A 21,067-nucleotide genomic window follows, 5' to 3' on the forward strand; every position below is an offset into this window, starting at 1 on the left:
TTGACCTCCTTCGTGCCAGCCCAGCGCGGTGCATGATACTCGTTCTCGTCGCCGCGCCCTGCGCTCATTCAACGCATGGGCCGCCCCGTCGCACCAGCAAGGAGGCCAGGAACGCCGCTCCCACTAGACGGCAAGAATTCCTGACGCGTTCCCAGCGGGCGCACTTGGTCCGCCGCCAATGGAGGTTTTCCGAAACCCGCTGGCTCGCGCTCGGGGCTCTGATCTGACGACCCTGCCCGGTATACTGGCACCGATGGACGACAACGCACTTAACCAAGCCGCGCGACTGCTAATCACGGCGAAATCCGTGTGCGTCTCCACCGGCGCGGGCATGTCGGTCGAGTCCGGCCTCGACACGTTTCGCGGCGAGGACGGCCTGTGGTCGAAAGTGAACATCGAAGACATGGCCACGCCCGACGCCTTCCGCCGCGACCCGGTGAAGGTCTGGGCCTGGTATCGCTGGCGGCGCCAGAAGCTGGCCGAGATCGAGCCGCACGACGGGCATCGCGTGCTGGCCGAGTGGGAGCAGGAGATCCCAGACTTCACGCTGGTCACGCAGAACATCGACGGGCTGCACCACCGCGCCGGCTCGAAGAACGTCATCGAGCTGCACGGCCGGCTGGACGTGGCCCGCTGCACCTATTGCGACTACACCGTCCAAACGCTCGATGACCTCGGCGAAGACCCCTACTGCCCGCTGTGCCACAAGCGGCTCCGCCCCGGCGTCGTGTGGTTCAACGAGGCCCTGCCGACAGGGGCGATCGAGCTGGCGTTCGCCGCCGCCCAGCGGTGCGACGTGTTTTTGGTCATCGGGACCAGCGGGGTGGTCCAGCCGGCGGCGTCGCTCGCGGACGCGGCGAAGGCGTACGGCGCCCGCGTCATCGAAGTGAACCCGAACCCGAGCGAGCTTTCCTACCTGGCGGACGTATGCGTGCGGGCTGGCTGCCGGGCGGCACTGACCGGGATCGATGCCGCATGGCGTCGGATCGCGTCGTGAGCGCTCCCAACTTGCGGATATTATTATCCGTGATCGGTCTCGTGGCAAGCGCGCACGCCGCCGCGTGTCTCGCGTAATTAGTGCTTTTACAAGCGGTTAACAACCTGTTTGTTGTTATAGTCCGGTCCTGGAAAAATTGACCCGGGGAAGTTCATAGGTTATACTAACAGGATTCAAGTGGACGTGACCCTGACGGCGGGCGGGTCGCTGAGCGGTCGATGGTCGGGTAGCGACACACGGTTCCGCCGATTAGTCGCGCGTAAATGGATAACTCCTTAAAAGACAGAGTCTTGGAGACTGTCGACATCGTCGAGGTCGTCGGCGAGCGCGTTGCGCTGACGCGGAAGGGAAAGGACTACATCGGTCTGTGTCCCTTTCACCCGGATCACAAGCCGTCCTTCGCGGTCAGCCCCACAAAACGCATTTTCAAATGCTGGTCGTGCGGCGCCGGTGGGGATGTCATCCGCTTTGTGGAGAAGTTTGAGCGCATTGATTTTCGCACCGCGCTCGCGCAGCTGGCGCGCCGCGCGGGGATTGAACTGCGTTCCACGCCCGAGGATCGACAGGCGGCCCAAATCCGCGGCGAGTTGCTGGCCGCGATCGCTTGGGCCCGGGATCATTTTCGCCGCGCACTCGGGGCGCCCGGAGCCGGGCAGCGGGCGCGCGAGTACGCGCTCAGCCGCGGCCTGACCGAGGCGACGATCGAACGTTTCGGAATCGGCTACGCCGCCGATTCATGGGACGACCTGGTCACGAGCGCCCGCCGCGCGGGCCTCCGACCCGAGATTATCTCCCAGGCGGGATTGACCGCAACTAACGAAAGCGGAAGAACTTACGACCGTTTTCGCCATCGGCTCATCTTCCCGATCGCCGACGCAGCGGGCCGGCCGATCGCCTTCGGCGGACGGGCGCTCGATGACGATCCCGCGAAGTATCTGAATTCACCGGAGTCGCCACTGTTCAGCAAGTCGCGCGTGCTCTACGGGCTCGACCTGGCTCGCCGGGCGATTCAGAAGCAGGATGCGGCGATCATTGTTGAAGGCTACATGGATGCGGTGTTGCTGGCGCAGCACGGCTTCGAGAACGTCGTGGCCACGCTCGGCACGGCGATGACCGAAGCCCATGCGAAATTGCTGCGGCCACTAGCAGGAACGCTCTATCTGTGCTTCGACAGTGATGACGCCGGCGTGCGTGCGGCCAACCGCGCGGTCGAGGTCTCCGTCCTGACGAAGACGCAGGTGCGGGTGGTGGTGCTCGACGGATTCAAGGACCCCGCCGATTGTCTCGTTGCGCAAGGTGCGGAGGGCTTTGCGGCGCAGTTGAAGCGCTCCGTGGATGCGCTAGAATTCAAGTGGTCAAAAGCGGTTAGTGCGTATGACCGCGGCGATCAGCGGAGCCGGCGTGCCGCGATCGAGGAGTTTGTGCAGTTTGTGGCCGGAGTCGCGGTTGCCGGCGGGGTGGACCCGTTCCAGCAGGACCTGTTGGTTGGCCGACTCAGCAGCTTGCTCGGCCTGCCGCCGGAGGAAGTGTTCGACTTGCTCGGGCGCGCGAAGCGGCTGATCCAGCGGCGTGGGCGGGCGGAGCGAACGGTCGTGGCCGCGGCGTCGGACTACGCCGGGGCGATCCGCGGGCTCGCGGGCGGGCTGGTGGTGGCGGTCGAGTCCGTTCTCGGACTGCTGCTGGAAGGCGGCGAATGTTGGCGGCACGTGGACGAAACGGTGGCCCGTGGCGTCGCGTGTTCTGAGACGTGGCAGCGACTTTATGGGCTGTTGCTTGAAGTTCATGATGATATGGGTGAATACTCCATTGGCGACATCGTCGCGCGCTGCGACGACAGCGCCATGTGCGAACTCGTGGAACGCGCGCGGGCCCGCGGGGCGGGCTCGGAGCTGGGCGCGGCCGCTTTCCTGGCGGCCCGGGAGCGCCTGGCGGCGGAGCTGGGCGTGCTTCGCCGGACCGACCTGCGCGCCGACCTGTGCGGGCCCGGCGGAGACGATGAGAGCGTCTTCCGGCGTCTGCACGCCGAGGCCCGCGGGACGGATACGATCCTCCCGCCGGAGCGGCGGCACGGGCCGCTGCCGGTGACTCCGTGACACGGAGTGTCGTGAGAGAGAAGGTTTTGCAGTCCGAAAGCAGCACCGCGGAGTGTCATTATTCGCGCGCCAGATCATAAACCGCGGAGCAGCGGGAGTCGCCGGCGGGCCGCAGGCGCGGCCGGCAAAGCAGTGCCGCCGGCATCAGGGAGAACATCGATGGTCGTCGCAACCACAGACATCGATCCGATCGAACAGTGCGTCAACGAGCTGATCGAGAAGGGCAAGCGTCGCCAGTACCTCACCTGGGAAGAGCTCAACGAAACGCTCCCCGACGAGGCGATCTCGCCCGAGAAGCTTGAGAGCGTGCTGAACCGCATCGAGCAGAACGGCATCCAGATGATCGATGAGATCGAGGCCGACAAGCTGCGCGATGCCGAGCGCAAGCGCACCGGCACGCTCGAAGGCGGCGAGAGCCTCGACGAGGTGACCGAGGTCGACCTGACCGACACGACCGCCCGCCGCGTCGACGACCCGGTCCGCATGTACCTGACGCAGATGGGCGAGATCCCCCTGCTGACGCGCGACCAGGAAATCGCCCTGGCGAAGAAGATCGAGCTGACGCGGATGGCGTTTCGCCGGCGGGTGCTTGAAAACGACTACTGCATGAACCAGGCGGTGGAGACGATGCAGGCGGTCGCCGACGGCCGCATGCCCTTCGACCGCACGATGAAGATCTCGACGACCGAGAGCATGGCCAAGAGCACGATCATCAAGCGCCTGCCGGCCAACCTCGCGACCGTGCAGAAGCTGCTGGAGCTGAACCGCGCCGACTGGAACTTGGCGCGCGACATGCGCAGTGCCGCCAGCTTGCGCAAGTCGGCCCAGGAGCGCATGGACCAGCGCCGGCGCCGCGCCGTGACGCTGCTCGAGGAGCTCTCGCTGCGGACCAGCCGGATCATCCCGATGATGCGGAAGCTGGGTGCGGTGTGCCAGAAGCTCGAGGCGCTGGAGGAGGAGCTGAAGGCCCGCGGCCGGTCGCTGCCGGCCGAAGAAGTCGACGCCATGAAGGATGAGCACCTGGGCCTGATGGACCTGGTGATGGAGGGCACCGAGGACCTGCGCTGGCGCGTCAACGAAGCCCAGAAGGTCTTCGGCGAGTACGAGGATGCAAAGCGCAAGCTGGCGGGCGGCAACCTGCGGCTGGTGGTCTCGATCGCGAAGAAGTATCGCAACCGCGGGCTGTCGTTCCTCGACATCATCCAGGAAGGCAACACCGGCCTGATGCGGGCGGTGGACAAGTACGAATATCGCCGGGGGTATAAATTCAGCACGTACGCGACGTGGTGGATCCGCCAGGCGATCACGCGGGCCATCGCGGACCACGCCCGCACGATCCGCATCCCGGTCCACATGATCGAGACGATGAGCAAGCTGCGCAACATCAGCAAGCGGCTGCTCCAGGAGCTGAAGCGCGAGCCGACGATCGAGGAGATCGCCCGCGACGCGAAGATGCCCGTCTCGGAAGCCCGCCGCGTGATGAAAATCAGCCGCCACCCGATCTCGCTGGACCGCCCGGTCGGCGAGAGCGAGGATTCGTACTTCGGCGATTTCATCGAGGACGAGAAGGCGGAGTCGCCGGTCAGCAGCGCCAGCAGCGACATGCTCAAGGACCGCATCGAGGCGGTGCTGAAGACGCTGACCTACCGCGAGCGCGAGATTATCAAGCTCCGCTACGGCATCGGCGACGGTTATACGTACACGCTCGAAGAGGTGGGCAAGATCTTCAAGGTGACACGCGAGCGTGTCCGGCAGGTGGAGGCGAAGGCCATCCGCAAGCTGCAGCACCCGGTCCGCGCGCGCAAACTGCAGGGGTTCCTTGAGGCGATGAAGGCCGGTACGCAGGCCGCAACGGCGAGCGAGGAGTAGGATGCGCGCCGGGTGAATCGATCGTCAACTCTGCAAGGTGTCGGGAAGGGCCGCGGTTGAGTCGCCGACGAACGACGGGGGAATTGCCCTGCCGGAAGACCGTCGGGCAGGATGTACTCCGACGTTGCGATGCGCGAAGCTGAGGTGCCGGGATTCGGCGCCCCCCAACCGGCCCCGCATTGCTATCTCCTGTCCTCGCCGCCATCCGACGTGTGGCGACTGTGCTCGCGCACGGCCAGCCGTTGAGCCTCTGTCGGCAGGCGCTCAAGACCCGGCTTGAGGCGATCGTCGAAAATCCTCTCGACCGGGGCGGCCAATTCGGTTTGTCGCTCCTTCAACCGCTCTGCGTGATCCGCCGATACGCGGCCGCTCTTCACAGAGTCGGCCTGCTGTTGCCACTCCTCGATTTCATGTTGTCTTTTGGCCAGATATGCGCGCGCCTTCTCCTCACACCCGCGGCACAGATCCCACGCCTTGCGCGCCTGATCGGTGTCCAGTCGGTAGCGCACGATGAAACCGCGCGTGTACGCCTCCCATTGCGATTCCAGAAGGCGGACGTCCAAAACACCAGCCAATCGTACTGGCTGCGTGCTCGCGATCCCGTCGTTCGCGTGGTTGACCGAAAGGCGCTCGTGCTCGCGCGTGATCGTGGGTCCCGGCCGTAGCTCGCCGCTCTGGAGGCGCGCGTGGTACTCGTCCAGCCCAATCAGTTTCTTCCCGTCCCAGATCATGACCGGTGTTTCCGCGCGTGTCTGGCAGATTACAGTTGTTCCGGGCTCAATACCAATGCTCGCGGGCGTTAGCGACTGGGGATGGTACGGGCGATTGAATTCAGCCGACAGAATCGTGATGACCGTCGAGGGCGTGACATCGCCTGCTGCCAGACGATACAGTTCAATCTCCCGAGGGAACCACACCCCGTCCATTTCCTCGAGCGCATAGCGAGTTTCACCGATTTGCTTCCCGTCCAACCAAACGGCCGTGCGAACGATGCCGTTGTCCTTTTGTGGGTCAATCCACCACACAACCCTGCTGCTGCCGGTGGATGCGGTGACGACTGTCAGCTCGTTCTCCGAAGCCGTGGTGTAGTCGGGCGCGGGGTACGCGCATCGCCCGACCTCGCTCTCGAAGTCCTTCCCGAAAACAACAGGGTTGAGCCCCATCGTGCGCAAGTCCCACAGGCGCCAGAAAGTAGTTCGCTCATCGGGGAGTATGTCGGCCGTCACATCGTCTTCCACATGCTGCCAAATCTCCCCCCCCTGCACGAGGAAGTGCATCGGGCCGTGGTAAGTCAGGTCATCGCGTGGCTGCCCGTCCAACCCGCGCATGACCACCCCCTCGTCGTCACCTCGGTAGACCGTAGTGTAATCATCGCCAGCGCAGCGCCAAGTGTAGTATTGGACACGCGGGGGCACCGAGGGTGGGTCGGTATCACGAGGCACGGTGCGTTGTTCAGAAAACTCGATATGTGCCGTGCGCAGCCATGCTCGATCTCGGGCTTGCTCTGCCGCGACGAGCGCCGCTGGTTTCTCGCTGCCAGCAAAGGCCGGAGTAGTGGAAGAGAAAGCCGCGACGAAGCACGATATCGCAAATGCGGAATACGGGGTGCGCATGCGTGGCCTCCGCACAACTCGGCCCCACGCCGTCGCTACTTCGCGCAACCCAGCCCGCTGGCGCTGTAGCGATCCATTTCGCCCGCAGTTCCCCATACATCGTCGGGCACGCAGGGGTTGTAGACAGGGTCACACGGTCCGCCGTACTGAGATGCGCATCCACGAACGGAGTAGCACGCTACGCGAATGACGTCCATGTCATAGAGGCCGGTCTCGACCTTGGGGCGGGTGTTACAGACGATATCATCAAGGCAAGGTGCGTTTGTATAGAAACAGAGGCAGACTTGTTCACCCGGGCAGCCAGGACAGATTTCCTGACCGTTGTAACGCAGGCAGAACCAACTCACCTGCGACACGCCGAACGAGGCAGCGCACCAGAGCATCAGTCCACCAACAGCAAATACTTTGCACGCACGCGCCATGATTAGAACACCGCATTTTTCCAGTTTGGAGATATGCTCGAGTCTCTACACCGTCGCGCATCGAGCGGCGCGCAGTCAACTTGCAACAACCAAACTATCGCGAGTGTAGTGTATGCGCTTCGTGCTTTACTTTTCAACACGGGCTGGGGGAGACTGGTGATGAAATCGCCCCAAGGGCAGCGCCCCAAGTCTCCGGGTCGGCCCGGGAACGCACTCGTGTCGCCCCGCACAGGGATCGAGAGCGCGCACAATCAACGAGATCCTCAGAGGACCCTCCGATCGAGTTTCCAACGGGATCGGGAGTCGCCTGCCTACGCAGCGTCTTCCGGTCCGGTTGCAGCCGCCCGGCTGCGCGACAGGGGGCGTTTATGTTGCTCGCGCAGTAAAGTGCAACCCCGCATCGGCGCGAACCCAACCCCGGGTCCACGCTCAACCATGCGCAGCGGGAGTTCGCTGACCTTCTCGTGGTATTGGCGGCGTCACACCCCCGGGGATGACTGAGTGCGTCAAACGATGGCCAATCCGCCGGCGTATCGCGGCCGCCGGCCCGCTGCTGTCGGTGCAGCCACGGAGTCTCATCGCCCGCAAGCTCGAGGGCTTCCTGGAGGCGATGAAGAGCGGCAGCGCGGCGCCGAGCGAGATGGAATAGCTCACCCGCCGCAGCGCAGTTTCCCGCCGATTCACAGCGGCCCCGTGGCGCGCAAGGCGTGCCGGCGGGGCCGCTTTTCACTTGGCGAATCCGGGCCGCTCCTATAGCATGGACGGCGTACCTACTCCGGAGGTGGCCCATGAAACAACTCTCTCGACCATTCGCTTCTGTGTCACTTGTGCTCATCGTTGTCGGCCCGGTGCTGGCGGCAGCGCCCACCGCGGCCTTTCTCACACCGAGCAAGTACACGGCGTCCATCGGCGAAGCTGTGAACGTGCGCTTCGACGTCGGCGCCGCGAAGGACGCCCGGCCCGGGGCGTGGCCCGCGGAGGGCGTGCGGTGGCTGTTCGTGCGCGGCGGGCCGGCACAGGAAAACCGGCACGATGTGCGCCCAGCGCGCGATTCGGACAACTTCACCTCTGCGACGATTGAGCACCCGGGCGTCACGCTGGTCGGCACGGATCAGGTGCCGGCCGTCACCGAGGCCCCCGCCGCCGAGTGGCGTGCGTTCCTCACGCTGAATGCGGCGGACCCCGCGAAAGTGTCTGCCGGCCTGACCGACCGGCCGGTGCGCGTACGGCAAGTCATCTCGACCAAGACGCTGATTCGTGCAGCCGCGGATAACCAGCGCATCACACCCTCGGCGATCGCGACCAGCAAGTCCGGGCAGGTCGTCGAGATTCGCGTGCATTTCGATCCGACGGCGGCGCAGCCCGGCAGCGACATCCCGCTCACGTTCTACGTCGATGGCGACAAGCGCTCCGACGCGAAGGTACAGGCGACGAATGTCACCACGGGTAAGTCCGAGGAGTTCGTCACCGATGGCGGCGGCTCCGGCCACTTCTGTGTAACGGACGCCGGCGTGTGGCGCGTCGAGGGTCATTACGTTCAAGCGCTCGACAACGACCCATCCGCCGACTGGGTCGTCTACACCGCCACCTTGACCTTTGAGGTTGGCGCACCCGTCGCGAAAGGGGGTGCGCAATGAAGCCGATGCCACGACGAGTTGTCGCGCTGCTTTTCAGCTCGGCGCTCGCGCCGCTCGCCTTCGCCGCGGACTGGCAGGAACTTGGTCCCGCGCCGATCACCAACGGCGACTACACGGGCCGCGTATCCGCCATCGTCTGCAGCGCCACCGATGCGAATCGCTACTTCGTCGCCGGCTGCGACGGCGGCGTGTGGCGCACCACCGACGGCGGCGTGACCTGGACACCCCTCACGGACCACATGCCAACGACGTCCATGGGCGCTCTCGCACTCGACCCGACGAACGAGAACATCGTGTACGCCGGCACCGGCGAAGCCAATTACGCCAACCACTGCCGCTACGGTCTCGGCCTGTTCAAGAGCATCGACGGCGGCGAGACTTGGGTGCATCTGGCCGAGGACACGTTCGGCGGCCGATGTTTCTCCCGGATCATCGTCAACCCGCAGAACCCACAGGTGCTCTACGCCGCGATTACGCGCGCCGGCGGCTTCCCCGAAATGGCCGCGGCCAAGGGACATCCTGGAGCGACCGGCCCGGTCGGCGTGTTTCGTTCCGTTGACGGCGGGACAACCTGGGCGCAGTTGACCAACGGCCTGCCCAATCTCGATGCGACCGACCTGGCCATCACGCCCGGCAACCCGAGTGTGCTGTACGCTGCCATCGGCCGCATCTTCGGCCACGCCGCCAACGGCATCTACAAGACCACTGACGGCGGCGACTCGTGGACCAAGCTGGGCGGCCTTGGCTGGCCGACCGCGACCGTCGGCCGCATCAGTCTCGCCATTGCCCCCACGCAACCCAGCCGCATTTACGCCCTGGTCACCAACCCGGCCACGGCCACCGGCGGCAACGCCTCCACGCTCGGCGCCTATCGCAGCGATAACGGTGGCGTGGCATGGGCGACTCTACCACTCGGCAACATCCAGTCGAGCTATGGCTGGTATCTTTCGTTCGTGTCCGTGCGGCCGTCCGATGCCAACACGGTGTTCATGGGCGGGCTCGATCTCTCGCGCTCCACCAACGCCGGTTCGAGCTGGAATACGGTCACGCCGCCGCACGTGGACATGCACGCGGCGGCGTGGGATGCGGCGGGGCGGCTGGTGGTCGGTGACGACGGCGGCGTGCATCGGACCACGAACCTGGGCGATAGCTGGATCGCGCTCAACGACGGGCTCGGCCTCGTGCAGTTCTACGCCGGCCTTTCGACCCACCCGACCGACGCGGACTATCTGCTCGGCGGGACACAGGACAACGGCTCCAACATCCGTACCACGGGAACACCGGAATGGACGCAGGTGTTCGGCGGCGACGGCGGCTGGACACAGCTCGACCAGGTGACGCCGACGCGCCTGTTCATCGAATACCAGGGCAGCGGAAACCTCTACCGCTCGACCAACGGGGGCGCGAGTTTCAACTTCAGCGGCTCGGGGATCTCCTCGTCCGACCGCAACTGCTTCCTGCCCCCCTACCTGATCGACCCGACGAATTCCATGCGCATGCTCTATGCCACCCACCGCATCTATCGCAGCACCAACGGCGGCACGAGTTGGACGGCCATTTCCGGCGATCTCACCGGCGGCGGCACGGCAGCCATTCGGACGCTGGCGCAGGCGCCGTCCGATCCGAACACCGTCTATGCCGCCACCAATGACGGACGGGTCCTGCGGTCCAGCAACGGCGGTTCGAGCTTCGCGCTGATCGCGAGCAACCTCGCGGGCTGGCCGCGCGTGACGCGCGAGATCTTCGTGCATCCCGACGAGCCACTGACGGTGTATCTCGCGGTCGGGACCTTTGGGCAGGATCAGGTCCGCCGCAGCACCGATGGCGGCCAGAACTGGATGTCGCTGGTCGGCAACTTGCCCGACGTCCCGGTCAACACGATTGCGGTGGACGTGCGGGGCAAGTTCCCCGTGTTATACGCCGGTGCCGATGACGGACTGTATTGCTCGATCAATGACGGCGTGGCGTGGCATCGCTACGGCAACGGCTTGCCGAACGCGGCGGTGATTGATTTGCGGATCGAGCCGGACCGCGCGCGGCTGATTGCCGCCACGCAGGGCCGAGGCGCGTGGAGCATAGCCGTCGCCGTGCCCGCGGACATGAACGGCGATGGACAAGTCAACTTCGGCGACATCAACCCGTTCGTGCTGGCGCTGAGCAATCCGGATACCTACGCGCAACAGTATCCGACGGTGGATGCCGACCTGGCGGGTGACATGAACGGCGATGGCCAGCTCGACTTCCGCGACATCAACGGGTTTGTCGCGCTGCTGGCCAGCTGATGGCGGCTGAGATCAACAAGGCTGCGCGGCAGCGCCGGTGGCGGCGCATCAAGTGGAGTGTGCGGGCCGGTGCGCTGCTGTTTGTGATTGGATACCTGAAGTTTGTGGGCCTCGACGGCAAGTTCTACTATCCGGATCAAAAGCAGTACGACCGGCCCGCGGACTACGGCCTGGTCCACGAGGACGTCTGGTTCACCACGCGCGACGGGCTGAAGCTGCACGGCTGGTTCCTGCCGGCCGTCGGCACACCGCGCGGGATCGTTGTTCACTTTCATGGCAACGCGGCGAACGTCACGGCCCACATTGGACTGATCGAATGGCTGCCGCGCGCGGGCTACCACGTGCTCATGTTTGACTACCGCGGGTTCGGGCAGTCGCAGGGCCGCGTGACGCGCGCCGGCACGATCGCGGATGGCCATGCCGCCGTGGACTGCGCCCTGGCGCGCCCCGAGGCGCAGGGGCTGCCGCTCTGCGCGTACGGCCAGTCGCTCGGTGGGGCGGTCGCGATCGTGGTGGCGGCGGAGCGGCCGGAGGTGCGGGCCGTGGTGGCGGAGTCGCCGTTCAGCGCGTATCGCAGCGTTGCGGCGCGGCACGCGCGCCGGCTGGTGCCGGTGGACTGGCTCGCGCGCTTCCTCGCGACGATCACGGTGTCGGACGGCGACGATCCCATCGCTGTCGTCGCGCGACTGGCGCCGCGCCCCCTGTTGGTGATCGCGGCGGAGCAGGACGAGATCTGTTTCCCGGACGAGGCCCGTGCGCTGTACGACGCGGCGGGCAGCCCGAAGGACTTCTGGCTGGTCCCCGGCGCCGAGCACCTGGCGATCGCGCTGGAAGCCCAGTCCGAGCTGACCGCGCGGGTGCGCGCGCTGTTCGATCAGGCCGCGCTGCGCTAGGAATTCTATGTAGCATAGACGCAGTTCTGGCTCAGCGGGTCGTGGCGTGTGCGAGCCGGAACACGCGCCCCTGCTGGTGCTGTGTAATCTCGACGGTCAACTCGCAGGCCCGTGCCACATCGCAAAAATCGTCTGCCGTCGAGCGATGCGCGTCACTGATCAGCGCAAAACCTGTCGGCGACAAATGCTGCCGGACAAACCGCGCGATCGGCTCCAGGTGCCGCTTCTCGTACAGCACGTCCGCGGCCAGAATCCGCTCCGGGCGCAGGTCGGCGTACGTCTCGCGCCAATCGACATAGCGCGTCGCCGGCGGCGGCAGTTCGTTTCGCTGCGCGTTCGCCGCCGCAAACGCCAGCGCGTCTTCGTCATAATCCGAGATCGTCACGCGGTACCCGCGCGCGGCGGCGACGAGCCCGACCAGGCCGATGCCGCCGCCCAGCTCGAGCACCTGCGGCGCGTCCGCGGAGTCGACCGGCTCCCAGGTCGCAACGACGTCGGCCAGCACGCGCGCCGCGGGCCAGAGGGTTGCCCAGTACGGCATGTACTCGTCGCGCGCAAAACGCGCCGCGACGCGCGCGTCGTCAAGCAGCGTGTTGCTGTCGGCGGGCATGATGAGCTCGTAGATGCGCCCGCCGACCACGATGGATTCACGTCGCAGCGGATAGCCGCGCAGCTCGTCCATGTCGTCACCGCTCTATCACACCCCCCCGGCCGACGGCTATTATGGTTGCGCCCGCACCCTGGGCAACACGGACGCAGCGCCATGACCGTCAATCCGCGCACGCGCGATGATGCCACGCCGGCCTGCCGACTGACGCCGTTCACGCCGGACTGGGCGCCGACCGTCGTCCGTTGGGTGCGCGATGCACAAGAGGCTTACTGGCTGGCGCCGAAGACACCGCCGCCGCTGACGGCCGCCCAGATCCTCGGTTGGCGCAAGCCGGAGCACTGCCCGTACCTGCTGTTCGCGGCGGACCACGCGTTGCCAGTGGCGTATGGCGAGTTGAACCGGCTGCACGGCGTGCGGCGGCAGTACTGGCTGGGGCACCTGATCGTGGACGCGGCGCGGCGGCGGCGTGGTTACGGTGTGCAGCTTACCCGGCACTTGCTGCACGAGGCGTTTGTGCAGCGGGGCGCGCACCGCGTGACTTTGGTCGTGTTCACGGAGAACACGGCGGCGCTGGCCTGCTACCGCGCGGCGGGGATGCGGGATGACGGCTTTGAATGGCACACCTTCCCAGCATACGGCCGGCGGGAATGCCTGCTGCGGCTGGCCGCCAGCGCCCCGCCCGTGAGCTAATTTCTAGTTACTATAGTAATCCTAGTTACATCGTCCTGGCGGGGGTCGCACCGGGCGGTCGTGTTTCACGTGAAACGTCGCAGTGACGTCGCGCACGTCAGGATTCGGTCACAAACACCCCGGCCTCGTATCCCACGGAATTCCAGGGATCGCGGTCCATGACGGTCTGGCATTCCGCACTGCACGTGTGTCGCAGCTCACGGTAAGTCAGCCCCCCTAACTCATTCATCGCGCCGATCAGAGCCGCGATCGCCCCGGGTCCGCAGGCATTGTGGTTCGCGACGGCCTCCGGCACGATCCCGGCTGCATCGCCCGCCTGGATCCGATCAATCATCCGACGATCATTCACTTCCTTCGCCCAGCGAACACCAGCCTCGCCGCGCCCGTGCGGCTCAAACCCGAATGCCGGGCCGTAGTGCGTCAGGTCCGTCGATCCCACGAAAGCCACCGTGCGTCCCATGCTGCGCGCCGCGGCAGCACAGAAACGACCGATTTCCGGAGCCTCTAGGCTGGGACGCACGCCGATGGGTATAAAACGCACGTCCGGCAGCAGGTACTTTGCCAGTGGCAACTGAACCTCGATGGAATGCTCGCGCCGATGTGCTCCCGGGTTATCCTTGATGAGGGGATGCTGCGTCAATGCGTGTGCCAGCTCTTCATCGATGAAAAGCGGTCCGAGCGGGGTGTCCCATCCGCCCCGCGTGCAGGCGCTGGCCACGTTCGCGTCCGGTCCGTGCACGGCGCCAAAGACGATGATCGTGTCCGGCTCGCCGGCCGCAATGGCTGACCATCCCAGGGCGGCGGTGGCACCGCTGTAGACCCAGCCCGCGTGCGGCACAACGGCGCCGACCGCGCGCCGAGCGGCCGGCTCCTGGAAGTACTGCGCCGCCAACTCGCGACAGCCCGCTTCTGTCCCCGGGTAGAACCGTCCGGCAACGGCGGTGGGTCGCACGGCAGGCATGGCATCACTCCAGGTGAACCTTGCCCCCCAAGTGTTCGGCGAGGTGGTCGAACTCTTCCAGTGTGCCATAGTTGATGACGACGCGTCCGGAGTTCTTCTTCCGGCCAGGGAAGAGGCGCACACGCAGGCCCAATGACTTGCTCAGCGCGTCGGCCACGGCGGACAGATGACGCCGCTGAGAATCCAGCTCGGGTGTGGGCTCGGGTGGCATATGTGCCGGTTCGCTCGCAGCCCGGGCGAGCTCCTCGACTTGACGTACCGACAAGTTTCTCCGGGCGACCATTTTGGCGATGGCGAGCTGGCGCTTTGGATCGTCGATGCCCGCGATAGCACGGGCATGGCCCATGCTGAGTTCGCCGCTGCCGAGGAGGTAGCAGACCTCTGGCTGTAATTTCAGTAATCGTAGATAGTTCGAGATGTTAGCCCGGCTCTCAGACACGCGCGTGGCTAGGTCTTCGATGGTGCCGCCGAACGTGTCGAGATAGTGCTGGTAGGCGGCAGCGCGTTCCAGCGGCGCGAGGTCCTCGCGCTGGAGGTTCTCCACCAGGGCGGTCTCAAATGCCTGGGCGTCGGTGAACTCGCGGACGATGGCGGGGACGGCTTCCAGGCCGGCGGACCGCGCCGCGCGCCAGCGTCGTTCGCCGGCGACGATTTCGAACTGCCCGTCCTCGGTGCCACGCACAACGATCGGCTGCAGCATGCCGCGGTCGCGAATCGAGTCCGCGAGGTCTTTGAGCGTCTGCTCGTCGAAGGTGGTGCGCGGTTGACGCGGGTTGGGCTTGATGCGGTTGATGGCGAGCGTCTGGATTTGCCCGGCGCTTGGTTGCGTGGAGACGTGATGGGGCGAGCTGCGCGGCTGCGTCTCGCGCGGAGTGATCAAAGCATTGAGGCCGCGGCCGAGTCGATTGGGTGTCTTGGCCATAGTGTACTCCTGAGAGCCGCGTCTAGTATGACTGGCACCCCGGGAGTGTCAACGGAATCCGTGGCGGGCGTTTCACGTGAAACGCGGGTCCGGCGGTAAAGCGGCATACAACACAAAAACAATATACACAGGTGTAACACCGTAATGGCGCACCAACACGACCCGTGTGTGAGAGATTCTATTCTATCTAGATAATAGCGGCGCCGGCGCGTCGGCCGGGCGCGCCAGGGCGCGAAAGGCCGCGAGCAGTTTCCGGTGGCGGCGCTTGCGCGCCCCGAAGCCCAGCGCGTCCATCTCGCGCTCCGCGACCTCCGGCGCGAGGCCGTCGATGTGCACGCGATACAGCGCGCAAAACAGCAGCGTGCGCTGCTGGCCCAGGCGGCAATGCACGAGCACCGGGCGCCGGGCCGGGTCGCGACAGACGCCCAGAAATTGCTCGGCCTGGGCGGAATTGGGCGGGTTTTTGTGATTGCAGGGGATCGTCACGAATTCCACGCCCTGCGCCGCGCACACCGCGCGCTCGTCGCGCTCCCACGCGTCGGGATCGTCTTCATCGCGCTGCCCGCGCAGACTGACCACCGTGCGCAGCCCATAGCGCGCAATCAGGTCCGTCAACTCGGCCGGCGTGGGCTGGCCACAGCGGTACAGCGTGCCCGCGGCGACCACGCCGAAGTGTTGCAGGCCGTCATACGGCGCACGGAACAGCCGACGAACGAAGCGGGGGACATTCACGTCCCGCCTCCCAAGCCACCCACGGATCCCGGTGTGGCCGGTCCTTACGGCCGCGCCACCAGTTGGAACGGAGCACGGCCCTCGGCCACTTTCTGTCCGAGTTTATCAATGACCGTGACTTTTGCCACATACTGGCCGGGGGGAAGTGTCTCCGGCAGGCGGACGAGACGAGGAATGAAGCAATCGTGCCGGCGGTTGCGGCAGCGATCGACGATTTCTGTGTCCTTGATCTCCAGCACGGTATCGCCGATGCGATTGAGGATCGTGGTGGTCATGTCGAAGCGGGTCGTGTAGAGCTCGTTCTCGGGTTCGCTGACGAAGTCGCTGACCTCGCAATAGAGCACGAACTCGGCCCCGCTGCCGGCCGGGAAACGCGCCGGCTCGATGGCGTCATACTGCCCGTAGCTCCGTACGGCGCTGCACAGTTTGACTGTAGGAATGCTCAGCTCACTGACGCGCTGGAGCGACTTCTGCAGGGCTTCCAGCTCGCGCGCGGCGACCGTGGCGGCCCGCGTCGGATCGCCCATGTGACACTCGCGTATCACCACCCAGGCCTCGACGAACCGACTGGCAAGCTCCTGTTGCTCGGCGGTAACCAGGCTCAGCGGCTGTCGCGCCCGTTCGTAATCGCCGGCAACCACCCACAAAATGCGGCGATCTAGCTGCTCGCGGAATGAGCCCTCCTCGCTGGGCAGCGACTGCTCGAGAAAATCGCGCAATGAAGCAGGGCCGCCGCGGGCGACCGCCGGCTTATTGATGCCGGGCGCCGCGGTGTCGGTGGTTGCGACCGGCATGTTGGGGGCAGCGTGCACGGTAACGGTGTCCAGTGTCGGGGGGACCATTGTCACTTCGAATGCGGGCTCCGGGCCGGGGGTCGCCGGGGACGGTGTCGCGAGCGCGACCGGGGGCGGGGGCGGCTGGGGGACGGGTTCGATATTGGGGTCGGGGTCGGCGATCAGGGTCACGAACTCCGCGGAGGATGGCGGCGGGCCAGACGGGGCGGCCGTATCCGCCGGGCGGATCTGCTCGGCCTTATCCAGCCGCTGCATCCACGCGCCCACGTCCTGCTGAACCGGGTCGGCGTTCTCAACTTCCTTTGCGACAACGACTTGTGGCGGCTCGGCTGGCGCAGCCGGTTCGGCGGTCTCGCGCCGTGCCGCAGGGTCCGGTTGCAGCCACGCGCAACCGCCGACCATGAGCAGACTACAACCCCACACCGTCCAGGGCGTGCATTTCGCATCCATGCGCGACTCCGACGATGCCGGTCAGCGCGCCGGGGCGGCGAGCCTCACGAGCATCAGCTCCACGCCCGTTTCTATCGACCGCGCCCCCGACTTGGCTTGTGAGTCCAGGTTGCCGATTGCCGCCAGGAAACGGCGGAGGAAGGCTGCCGGCAGGCGGCGGAGCAGGATCTCCAGCTCGCGTTCACGCCGCCACATCATGAGCTTCGAGGCGACCTCGGACAGTGTGGCCCCGCCGGCGACCGCGCGGTGGGCGGCCAGCCATTGGCGGATCTTATAGGCCATGCCGCCGAGGACCTTGAAAACCGCGCCACGATCGGTCGCCAGCACGTCGTGCCACAGGCGCAGCGCGTCGGGCAGGCGCCCGGCGGCGGCGGCGTCCATGACCGCGAAGATCTTCTCCTCGCGGCTTTGTCCGACCAGCGCACTCACGTCCTCATCGGTGATAGCCTTGCGGCCGGCGGCGTACAGACACAGCTTCTCGATCTCGGAGATTAGGAGCCCGGCCTCCAGTCCGACCAGGTCAACGAGGCGCGCCGCCGCCGCGGGCTCGATGCGCAGGCCCTGCGCGCCGGCCTGGGCGAGCACGAAATCGACGGCGGCGCGGCCGACGAGCTTGCGGCATTCGGTCAGTTGCCCGCCGGCCGCCAGGGCCGCCTTCGCCAGGCGCGTGGTGCGCGGGAAGCTGCGGCATTCGAGCACGAGCGTGCCGGTCGGCGCAGGCTTGGCGACATATTGCTCCAGTCGCGCACGGTGCGCGGTGATGAACTCGTCCGCGTCGCGGATCAGCACGACGCGTCGATCAGCCAGGAATGGCAGCGTGCCGAGGTCTTCGAGCACGGCGGACAACACCGGGCCACCATCGTCGGGGTCGCGCGCGCCGTCGTACTCGGTGAGGGCGAGGCTGCGATCGACGCCGGGGGGAAGGAGCTTGTTGAGCGCCGCGATCAGGGCCGTGGATTTCTGGTGTGTATCGTCCCCGTAGATGACGACGAGGGCGGGATTGGCGGGTCGTTGGGGCATTTTTCATCCGTCGGCGCCGTGCCGGGAGTGGCAGCGTGCTCCGGGTCAAAGTACTCGAGCCGGCGCTGGGCCTTCGCGCGCAGGTCCGCGTCCGCGTCGGCGGCGGTGAGCACCCTGCGCCACGCGGCCAGCGCCTGGGCGGTATTGCCCAGCCGGTGTTCGACGTCGCCCGCCCGCAGCCACACCAGCCCGGAATCGGGTCGCAGGCGCTGCAGCTGCTGCAGGTGCGCGCGGGCTTGAGCGTAGCGTCTTTCGGTGGCGGCGACCAGTGCCAGGCCTTCGATGGCGCCGGCGTGCTCGGGCAGCGCGCTGCGCGCGGCGTCGAAGCGCGTGTTGGCCTCAGTCAGACGGCCCGCGCGGTAGAGCGCGCCGCCCAGTTCCACCAGCAGATCGGCATCGTGGGGTGCCAGCGCCACGGCGTCCTCATAGCGTGCCGCCGCCAGGTCGTAGCGCCCCTCGGACATGAAGCGTGCGGCCAGCGTGCGCAGATGTTGCAGTTGAGTGGCGTCGGCTAGCAGCGGCCCGTCGGGTGCCAGTTCCGCCGGGGCGGAGGTCAGCGCCGGCTGTGTCGCAGCCGGTTGGCTGGCCGGGGCGTCGGCGCGCGGGCTGGGGAGGGCGATGCCCACGGCTTGTGCCGCGCAGTGATTTCCCGCGAGATCGGTGGCGACGCAACGGACGTCCAGCTCGGCGCTGTGCACGCTCGCGGGTGGCGCCCAGCGCAGCGCGCCGTTGTCGACGGTGGCGGTGCCGCCATCCTGCCACTGGCCGGGCGTTGTCCTATAAAAGACGCGCAGGCCACCGTCCGCGAGGTGTTCCTCGACCAGGCTGACCTTCAACCGGATGACCGCCTCGCCGTCGATGGTTTCAACCTGCGCGCTGTGAATTTGCAGCAGCGGCGGTGTCGTGTCCACGATGATCGAGACGGTGGGTGTGGTCCCGGGCACGGGCGGGTCGGCCGAGGTGCCGGCCGCATTGCGCAGCACCACGTAAAAATCGTAGCGCCCGTCCGCGGCCGCGGTGTAGCGTAGGGAGCGCTGACCCGCCGGCTCGGCGTCGGCGCCGCGCCAGGTGCGTCCCCGGTCCGTGGACACCCACAGGTCGGCGCCGCCCACGGCGACCGCGTTCGCGGTGCGGTACTCGAGCACGATCTCGCGCGCCGCGACGTAGCTGGGGAGCGGGTCGGCGTGCGCACTGGGGCGCGGCAGAGCCAGCACCAGCAGGGGGATCAGGACCAAGCGCTTCATCGTGTCTCCACACGGTGTGCGTCCAGAGCGTCTATCGGTGGCGAAGCCGGTGGTTCTCCCTGGGCTGGCCAGCGATGCGCGAGGGGTGCGCGGCGGTCGGGGCGCCTTAGAATGTGTTGGCGACCGTGGCCTGAACGGAGGCACGCGATGTTGGTTTTATTGGGCGAAGCGGTCTGGCGCCGCGCCGGGTGCGCGATTTGCGCGTGCCTGTCGGCAGCGGCAGCGGTGCACGCCGAAACGCTCACCTACGTGCTCACGCCGGCGCCGCAGCAGGGACACCTGCACGTCGAGTTGAGCTGGCAGACGGCGGGGCGGACGGAATCGCGGCTGTGCGCGGTGCCGCGCTGCGGGACGGTGTCGGACGTGCCGGCGCTGTTCAAGGACCTGCGCATCGACGGGGCGACCAGCGTGCGGCGCGACAAGGCGTGCTGGCAGATTGAGCATCGGAGCGGTGCGGCGCTGCGCTGCCGGTACACGGTCGATCCTGGCCGGCGCGAGTTCGACTGGGAGCACACGCATCATCCGATCACGACGAAGCAGTTCTTTCACGGACTGGGCAATGCGTTTCTGGTGACGCCGGTGGCGGGCGGCGGCCAGCCGGACGAGTACGAGGTGCTGGTGCGCTGGAAACTGCCGGATGGTTGGCGGGCGGTGTGCTCGTGGGGCAGCGGCCCGAGCGTTGGGGCGCGGATGAAGCCTGACGACGTGCGGCAGTCAGTATATCTTGCGGGCCGGATCGTGACGGAGCGGACGCCGGTCGCGGGCGGCGGCGAAGTGACGGTGGCGATGCTGGACGAGTTCGGGTTCGACGTCGCGGCGCTGGGCCAGTTGTCGGCCGAAGTGATTGCGGAGCAGTGCGCGTTTATGCGCGAGACGGCGTTTCCGCCGTTTGTCGTGACCGCGATTCCGGTGGGGCCGGCGGTGGTTGGCGGTGACCTGCGGATTGCGGGCATGGGGCTGTATCAGAGCTTTGCGTTGTGCATCTCGCCGCGTGCGGAGCTGACGGACGGCGTCGAGCACCTGTTCGCGCACGAGCTTTTTCACACGTGGAATGGGCGGCTGGTGCAGGGCGAAAACCCGGAGGAGCTGGTGTACTGGTTTACGGAGGGGTTCACGGACTATTACGCGCTGCGGATCCTGTTCGAGTCGGGGCGCTGGACGGCGGGGGTGTACGCGGGCTGGCTGAACCGCCATCTGCGCGAGTACGCCGCCAACCCGGCGCGCAACGCGACGAACGAGGAGATCCAGGCGGGGTACTGGAAGCAGCGGGCGACCGTGGGTGAGGTCGCGTATCAGCGCGGCCTGCTGCTAGGGCTGCGCTGGCACCGGCTGGCGCGGCAGAAGGGCGTGACCGAGGGCATCGATCGGCTGTTTCACGCGCTGGTGGCGCGGGCGCGCGACGGCCAGCCGACGATTTCCAATGCGCTGTTGCGCCGCGAGGGTTGTCGTGTGCTGGGCGACTGGTTCGGGCCGGAGTTCGACCGCTATGTGACGCGGGCCGAGACGATCGAGGTGCCGTCGGACGCGCTGGCCCCGGAACTGCGCGGGCGCGTCCGGACAGTGTACGAGTTCGAACTGGGCTTTGAGCGCGAGCGCTCGCTGCGCGCCGAGCGCGTCCACGGTCTGAAGAAGGACTCGGCGGCGGCGAAGGCCGGCCTGCGCGAAGGCGACGACCTGATCGGGTGGCGCATTCCGACCGACGCGGATGACCAGGTGCAGCTCCAGGTCAAGCGCGGCGACACGCTCAAGACGATCACGTACCGCCCGCGCGGCGCGCGGCGCGATTTGCTGCAATTCGCGGCGGGCGGCAAGGATGATTAACCCGCGCAAAACGAAAG

General features: G+C 66.6%; 16 protein-coding genes. 8 read left to right on the plus strand and 8 right to left on the minus strand.

The annotated features are described in order from the left end of the window. Positions 1 to 253: 253 nt before the first annotated feature. The 3 genes from KA383_03130 (at position 254) to rpoD (ending at position 4,959) form a co-directional block, all read left to right on the plus strand. Positions 254 to 997, plus strand: coding sequence for an NAD-dependent deacylase (locus KA383_03130; protein ID MBP7745099.1), 744 nt, complete (start codon positions 254 to 256; stop codon positions 995 to 997). A gap of 290 nt (positions 998 to 1,287) precedes the next feature. Beyond that, positions 1,288 to 3,090: a DNA primase gene (gene dnaG, locus KA383_03135; GenBank protein ID MBP7745100.1), complete on the plus strand. Its 1,803-nt coding sequence runs from the start codon at positions 1,288 to 1,290 to the stop codon at positions 3,088 to 3,090. 180 nt (positions 3,091 to 3,270) lie between these two features. Beyond that, complete coding sequence (rpoD, locus tag KA383_03140; GenBank protein MBP7745101.1) at positions 3,271 to 4,959, plus strand: RNA polymerase sigma factor RpoD; 1,689 nt, start codon at positions 3,271 to 3,273, stop codon at positions 4,957 to 4,959. Between the two features lie 182 nt (positions 4,960 to 5,141). Here rpoD and KA383_03145 read toward each other — a convergent pair whose 3' ends face one another. Next, positions 5,142 to 6,572, minus strand: coding sequence for a hypothetical protein (locus tag KA383_03145; GenBank protein MBP7745102.1), 1,431 nt, complete (start codon positions 6,570 to 6,572; stop codon positions 5,142 to 5,144). A 1,210-nt stretch (positions 6,573 to 7,782) separates the two neighbouring features. Here KA383_03145 and KA383_03150 point away from each other — a divergent pair. Genes KA383_03150 through KA383_03160 form a run of 3 tightly spaced genes read left to right on the plus strand, consistent with a single transcriptional unit; the run spans position 7,783 to position 11,806 of the window. Next, on the plus strand, positions 7,783 to 8,631 hold the full coding sequence (locus tag KA383_03150; GenBank protein MBP7745103.1) for a hypothetical protein: 849 nt from the start codon (positions 7,783 to 7,785) through the stop codon (positions 8,629 to 8,631). 5 nt (positions 8,632 to 8,636) lie between these two features. After that, on the plus strand, positions 8,637 to 10,913 hold the full coding sequence (locus tag KA383_03155; protein MBP7745104.1) for a hypothetical protein: 2,277 nt from the start codon (positions 8,637 to 8,639) through the stop codon (positions 10,911 to 10,913). Beyond that, the gene (locus KA383_03160; GenBank protein ID MBP7745105.1) at positions 10,913 to 11,806 is read left to right on the plus strand and encodes an alpha/beta fold hydrolase; all 894 of its coding nucleotides are present in this window, start codon (positions 10,913 to 10,915) and stop codon (positions 11,804 to 11,806) included. The genes KA383_03155 and KA383_03160 overlap by 1 nt, the downstream gene beginning before the upstream one ends. Positions 11,807 to 11,837: 31 nt before the next feature. On the opposite strand, the gene KA383_03165 is transcribed toward KA383_03160, so the two are convergent. Continuing rightward, a complete protein-coding gene (locus KA383_03165; protein ID MBP7745106.1) occupies positions 11,838 to 12,488 on the minus strand; it encodes a methyltransferase in 651 nt (216 codons plus the stop codon). 81 nt (positions 12,489 to 12,569) lie between these two features. On the opposite strand from KA383_03165, the gene KA383_03170 reads away from it, so the two are divergent. Then, positions 12,570 to 13,106 carry a GNAT family N-acetyltransferase gene (locus KA383_03170; protein ID MBP7745107.1) on the plus strand — a complete coding sequence of 179 codons (537 nt, stop codon included), beginning with the start codon at positions 12,570 to 12,572 and terminating at the stop codon, positions 13,104 to 13,106. A 97-nt stretch (positions 13,107 to 13,203) separates the two neighbouring features. Here KA383_03170 and amrB read toward each other — a convergent pair whose 3' ends face one another. The 6 genes from amrB to KA383_03200 form a co-directional block, all read right to left on the minus strand. Next, positions 13,204 to 14,067, minus strand: coding sequence for an AmmeMemoRadiSam system protein B (amrB, locus tag KA383_03175; GenBank protein MBP7745108.1), 864 nt, complete (start codon positions 14,065 to 14,067; stop codon positions 13,204 to 13,206). A gap of 4 nt (positions 14,068 to 14,071) precedes the next feature. After that, on the minus strand, positions 14,072 to 14,989 hold the full coding sequence (locus KA383_03180; GenBank protein MBP7745109.1) for a ParB/RepB/Spo0J family partition protein: 918 nt from the start codon (positions 14,987 to 14,989) through the stop codon (positions 14,072 to 14,074). Between the two features lie 183 nt (positions 14,990 to 15,172). Continuing rightward, positions 15,173 to 15,721: a tyrosine-protein phosphatase gene (locus tag KA383_03185; GenBank protein ID MBP7745110.1), complete on the minus strand. Its 549-nt coding sequence runs from the start codon at positions 15,719 to 15,721 to the stop codon at positions 15,173 to 15,175. A gap of 44 nt (positions 15,722 to 15,765) precedes the next feature. Next, the gene (locus KA383_03190) at positions 15,766 to 16,965 is read right to left on the minus strand and encodes a hypothetical protein (GenBank protein MBP7745111.1); all 1,200 of its coding nucleotides are present in this window, start codon (positions 16,963 to 16,965) and stop codon (positions 15,766 to 15,768) included. 21 nt (positions 16,966 to 16,986) lie between these two features. Then, positions 16,987 to 17,985 carry a DNA polymerase III subunit delta gene (holA, locus tag KA383_03195; GenBank protein MBP7745112.1) on the minus strand — a complete coding sequence of 333 codons (999 nt, stop codon included), beginning with the start codon at positions 17,983 to 17,985 and terminating at the stop codon, positions 16,987 to 16,989. Next, entirely contained in the window at positions 17,910 to 19,229 is a 1,320-nt protein-coding gene (locus tag KA383_03200; GenBank protein ID MBP7745113.1) for a tetratricopeptide repeat protein, read from the minus strand. Before KA383_03200 ends, holA begins: the two co-directional genes overlap by 76 nt. Before the next feature lie 147 nt (positions 19,230 to 19,376). On the opposite strand from KA383_03200, the gene KA383_03205 reads away from it, so the two are divergent. Next, on the plus strand, positions 19,377 to 21,050 hold the full coding sequence (locus KA383_03205; protein ID MBP7745114.1) for a hypothetical protein: 1,674 nt from the start codon (positions 19,377 to 19,379) through the stop codon (positions 21,048 to 21,050). Positions 21,051 to 21,067: the final 17 nt, after the last annotated feature.

Source organism: Phycisphaerae bacterium (assembly GCA_017999985.1).
Taxonomy (GTDB): domain Bacteria; phylum Planctomycetota; class Phycisphaerae; order UBA1845; family Fen-1342; genus JAGNKU01.

What these genes read in the sequence shown, in the direction of transcription:
- KA383_03130 (MBP7745099.1), top strand. Translation starts at nt 254, where the DNA reads ATGGACGACAACGCACTTAACCAAGCCGCGCGACTGCTAATCACGGCG.
- KA383_03145 (MBP7745102.1), bottom strand. Translation starts at nt 6,572, where the DNA reads ATGCGCACCCCGTATTCCGCATTTGCGATATCGTGCTTCGTCGCGGCT.
- KA383_03150 (MBP7745103.1), top strand. Translation starts at nt 7,783, where the DNA reads ATGAAACAACTCTCTCGACCATTCGCTTCTGTGTCACTTGTGCTCATC.
- KA383_03155 (MBP7745104.1), top strand. Translation starts at nt 8,637, where the DNA reads ATGCCACGACGAGTTGTCGCGCTGCTTTTCAGCTCGGCGCTCGCGCCG.
- KA383_03160 (MBP7745105.1), top strand. Translation starts at nt 10,913, where the DNA reads ATGGCGGCTGAGATCAACAAGGCTGCGCGGCAGCGCCGGTGGCGGCGC.
- KA383_03165 (MBP7745106.1), bottom strand. Translation starts at nt 12,488, where the DNA reads ATGGACGAGCTGCGCGGCTATCCGCTGCGACGTGAATCCATCGTGGTC.
- KA383_03170 (MBP7745107.1), top strand. Translation starts at nt 12,570, where the DNA reads ATGACCGTCAATCCGCGCACGCGCGATGATGCCACGCCGGCCTGCCGA.
- amrB (MBP7745108.1), bottom strand. Translation starts at nt 14,067, where the DNA reads ATGCCTGCCGTGCGACCCACCGCCGTTGCCGGACGGTTCTACCCGGGG.
- KA383_03180 (MBP7745109.1), bottom strand. Translation starts at nt 14,989, where the DNA reads ATGGCCAAGACACCCAATCGACTCGGCCGCGGCCTCAATGCTTTGATC.
- KA383_03190 (MBP7745111.1), bottom strand. Translation starts at nt 16,965, where the DNA reads ATGGATGCGAAATGCACGCCCTGGACGGTGTGGGGTTGTAGTCTGCTC.
- holA (MBP7745112.1), bottom strand. Translation starts at nt 17,985, where the DNA reads ATGCCCCAACGACCCGCCAATCCCGCCCTCGTCGTCATCTACGGGGAC.
- KA383_03200 (MBP7745113.1), bottom strand. Translation starts at nt 19,229, where the DNA reads ATGAAGCGCTTGGTCCTGATCCCCCTGCTGGTGCTGGCTCTGCCGCGC.
- KA383_03205 (MBP7745114.1), top strand. Translation starts at nt 19,377, where the DNA reads ATGTTGGTTTTATTGGGCGAAGCGGTCTGGCGCCGCGCCGGGTGCGCG.